Raw genomic sequence first — 3,878 nt, forward strand, 5'->3', positions numbered from 1 at the left:
AAAGTGCTGCATAGGAGCCTCCTCCTTTGAGGGTGTTTTTTTGCCAAATTCCACTCTACCAAAGGAGAGGCTCTCTTTCTATGTCCGCTTTTTCCAATCTTTACCCCAACGCTAATTTTACTCTAACTCGGAAGAACGTGCGGCAGACGGGGAGACGAGATGGTAAAGAAGGAATATTCCGGCCGATTTTTTACGCCAAGATTACACTTGCCTAACAACTTGTCGACGCAAATTGACACGCATGCCGGTGCTCCCATAGGATAAAAGTAACCGATTAAAAGCGCTTACATTCCGGGGGAGGGGATCCGCATGAGATCGAAGGTCATGCATCTTGAGGCCGGCATTTCAAGCAGCGGTCCGGCTGCGCTGCCGGGTCCCGCGCTGCTGCCCGGCGCCGGTCCCGGTCTGCCTGTTCTGCCCGACGATCCGCCGGCGGAGCAGCGCGCTCCTGCGACACCCCGGCACAAAGGCCTGAAAGTCGCCGTCCTCGCGCTCGCCTCCCTGACGGCGTTCGCGCTGCTGATCTTCACGGCCGCCCACGGCCTCATCGCCTGGCGGCTCGCCTATCCCGCCGTCGCGCCGCTCGCCTCCGATCCGATGCAGGCGAAGCAGCTGGCCTACTCCGAATTTGTCATCCCCGCATCGGGCGGCATTCCCGCCGTCAGCGGCTGGTACATCCCCGCCACGGCCGGCGGTTCGCGCACCATCATCTTCAGCCACGGCTACGGCACGAACCGGGAGGAACCGTGGGTTCCGATGTACGATCTGGCCGAGACGATGCATCTGCTGGAGTACAACATCATTCTGTTCGATTACGGCTACGCCTCCGCCGAAGACCGGGCGCCGGCGACGGGCGGCGTCACGGAGTCGCGCCAGCTGGTCAAGGTGATCGAATACGCGAAGGAGACCGGCGCGGACGATATCATTGTCTGGGGTTTCTCGATGGGCGCGGGAACGGCGCTGCAGGCCGCTTTCCTGACGGACGACATCGCGGCGATGATTCTGGACAGCACGTTCATCGCCGACGCCGGCACGCTCGCGCTGAATCTGGCGGAGTTCTCGCCGGTTGACGGATTTCCGTCGCCTTCGCTCGTCGCGGCGTTCTTCCCGCTCTGGTCCGGCACCCGCCTCGCCAGCATTCCGTCCGACCGGATCAAAAGCACCTCCTACGACATGCCGATCCTGCTCATCCACGGGACGAACGATGCGAAGGCGCCGGCTTCGATCGCCGAGACGATCGCCGCGAATCAGCGCCATCCGCTGTCGTCGGCCTGGATCGTGCCGGGCGGGCAGCATGAGATGATGTTCCGCACGCACACCGAAGAATATATGCAGCGCGTCACCGCTTTTCTCGCCGGCATAGGATAACCTGCTCCGCGAATACATCTCTTACGGAAGCATCCGGCAAGAGAGACGCGGAAGGAGGAATGACGCGCCGTGACCTTGAGCGAGAACGAAACGCCGTCCGATCCGGCCGAGGCCATCGCCGCCTGGAAAAGGGAAGAGCAGCGGACGGCCGCTGAACTGTCCCGGCGGATTGCGGCGTTCAATCCGCCCGGCGCCCGCCTGCTCGGCGACTGGGTGCCGGTCTTCGATTATACGGCACGCTGTGCCGAGTATTGGCGGCAGGCCCGGGCGGATCCGGCAGGCGGGTTCGCCGCGATCCCGGAGCCGCACGGCCGGGCACTGGAAGAAGCCGCATACGCCCAGACCGAAGCGTTCGCCGGCCATCTCGAGCGGCTGGCGGACGGCGCCCGCATCAGCGGCCGCGCGGAGGAGGCGGATGCGCTCGCGCAGGCGGCCGCGGCGGCACGGGCGCGGCTGGCGCGGCGGGAGCATCAGGAGCCGGGCGGCGCGGCGGACGCCGGCCAGAAGCTCCGCAGCGAAGCGGAGGACCGCAGTCCTCCCGATCGCAGCCGGCCCTGGCGTGCGGTGCCGATCGGCGGGCATACGCTGCCGCCGCTGCCCTACGCTTACGATGCGCTGGAGCCGTACATCGACGAGGCGACGATGCGCATCCATCACGACCGGCACCACCGCGCCTACGTCGACGGTCTGAACCGGGCGGAGCGGGCGCTGCAGGCGGCCCGCGCCTCCGGGCAGTTCGATCTCGTGAAGCATTGGGAGCGGGAGCTGGCGTTCAACGGCGCAGGCCACTGCCTGCACACGATTTTCTGGAACGTGATGTCGCCGCAGGGCGGCGGACGGCCGACGGGTGCGCTCGCCGACGCCATCAACGCAAGCTTCGGCAGCTTCGACGCCTTTCAGCGCCAGTTCTCCGCGGCGGCGGAGCAGGTCGAAGGCGGCGGCTGGGCGATCCTCGTCTGGATCCCGCGCAGCGGCCGGCTCGAGATTCTGCAGGCGGAGAAGCACCAGAACCTCTCCCAATGGGACGTCGTGCCGCTCCTTCCGCTTGATGTGTGGGAGCACGCGTACTATTTGAAACACCAGAACCGCCGCGCCGACTACATCCGGGACTGGTGGAACGTCGTGAACTGGCCTTACGTCGCCGAACGGTTCGCGAAAGCGTCGCAGCTGCGCTGGGAGCCGTATTGACAGAACATCCGCGGAACATGATGCCTAATCGAGCAGGAGAGGGCGGCCAGCCCCCGACCTCTCACAGCACCGTACATGCGGGTCCGCATACGGCGGTTCCGAAGGTTAACAATGCTCAAGGTAGCGAGAAAGCAGACTTTTCAGCCCTCTTGCTTCCCTATAGGAAGTCGGGAGGGCGTTGTCTACTTCATCTCCCGACCTACGGAAATGATGTACAGCACCGTTGACAGCCCCGGCAGGAACACCTCTTTTGTGACCTCGCCGTTCGCTTTGACAAGCGGCAACGGGGGGTAACTCGGGCGATTGTAGGAATCGACGGAGAAACCGTCATCAGAAGTCGTCAACGGCTGAATATCGGCTTTGCCGGCCTCGATGTCTTTACCCGATACGTTGATCCCGGTTACCGTAAGAAACCTGCCTTCTCGATTGACCGCATAGGATTTCAAATGGATGGCATGTTCATCAACAATTTGCGCCATATCAATCGTCTCAAACTGTTCAAACGGCTTTCCCTTGACGACCCGTTCATCCCGGATATGCAGATATCCATGCTCGGCGTTCCATGTCCACTCCATGTCGGTACGATCGAGAATAAATCGTATGGGAACGAACATCGCGCCGTCGATCAGCACCGGAATCGTATCCATGTCCGTTTTCTCGCCATCGATCACAACTGTCGTCGATCCGATCGTAAACCTGAAGGTATGCTCCACAAAGTTCACGGATGCGCTCCTGGTCATTGCGTCATAGGCGACGGTTCCGCCCATCAAGTCCCGAATGGCGCGGACCGGAATCAACAGGCGATTCTTCTCGTCAACAAACGGCGCGTGCGGATGGGTGTAGAGAATGTAGAAGCGGTCAATTTTCAAATAGATGGGCGTCTCCCGATCCGGCAGCTTTTCCAGGTTGTTCGCAAATGCGCTTCCCGCGAACGTCAACACGAAGACCGACAGCATGACCGTGGCAACAAATCCTTTGAAAGGTTTCATGGCCAATCCTCCCATACTCACAATAAAATAGTCGTCATATGGAAGACGACTATTTTAAAGCATCAGTTTCAATCATTTGTAAATGGAAACATATCCATTGGACCGGTGGATGTAAGACGGTATGCAATCAATCGTTCCATACCACATATTTTTGGTTGTATCCCAGTAGCTATATTCAGAGTATGATCCCCACGAATAATAGTAATCCTGAATTTCGAAAGTCCGGAATAGCGCTAGTCGGATGAAGCGATCAGCAAAGATTCCATTCAATTTTGTGGCTGTTTTTCCAGTCAATTCGAGTGATTGCAGGCTAGATGGGTAAACGTTCCCCCT

The 3,878-nt window shown here is 60.2% G+C and carries 3 protein-coding genes and 1 pseudogene; 2 read left to right on the forward strand and 2 right to left on the reverse strand.

The features are described from left to right. Nucleotides 1–309: 309 nt before the first annotated feature. Together C6W55_RS00030 and C6W55_RS00035 are read left to right on the forward strand one after the other, a co-directional pair. A complete protein-coding gene (locus tag C6W55_RS00030) occupies nucleotides 310–1,368 on the forward strand; it encodes an alpha/beta hydrolase (RefSeq protein WP_286890619.1) in 1,059 nt (352 codons plus the stop codon). 69 nt (nucleotides 1,369–1,437) lie between these two features. Continuing rightward, nucleotides 1,438–2,556, forward strand: a complete 1,119-nt coding sequence (locus C6W55_RS00035) for a superoxide dismutase (protein WP_286890620.1) — start codon at nucleotides 1,438–1,440, stop codon at nucleotides 2,554–2,556. A gap of 105 nt (nucleotides 2,557–2,661) precedes the next feature. Here C6W55_RS00035 and C6W55_RS18215 read toward each other — a convergent pair. Beyond that, nucleotides 2,662–2,739, reverse strand: a pseudogene (locus C6W55_RS18215) (group II intron maturase-specific domain-containing protein); the annotation flags it as partial. After that, nucleotides 2,739–3,545: a copper amine oxidase N-terminal domain-containing protein gene (locus C6W55_RS00040; protein WP_286890622.1), complete on the reverse strand. Its 807-nt coding sequence runs from the start codon at nucleotides 3,543–3,545 to the stop codon at nucleotides 2,739–2,741. The gene C6W55_RS00040 and the pseudogene C6W55_RS18215, both read right to left, overlap by 1 nt. Nucleotides 3,546–3,878: the final 333 nt, after the last annotated feature.

Source organism: Thermobacillus sp. (assembly GCF_003390775.1).
GTDB lineage: Bacteria > Bacillota > Bacilli > Paenibacillales > Paenibacillaceae > Thermobacillus > Thermobacillus xylanilyticus.

Coding starts and splice junctions, on each gene's coding strand:
- C6W55_RS00030 (WP_286890619.1), top strand. CDS start 310: ATGAGATCGAAGGTCATGCATCTTGAGGCCGGCATTTCAAGCAGCGGT.
- C6W55_RS00040 (WP_286890622.1), bottom strand. CDS start 3,545: ATGAAACCTTTCAAAGGATTTGTTGCCACGGTCATGCTGTCGGTCTTC.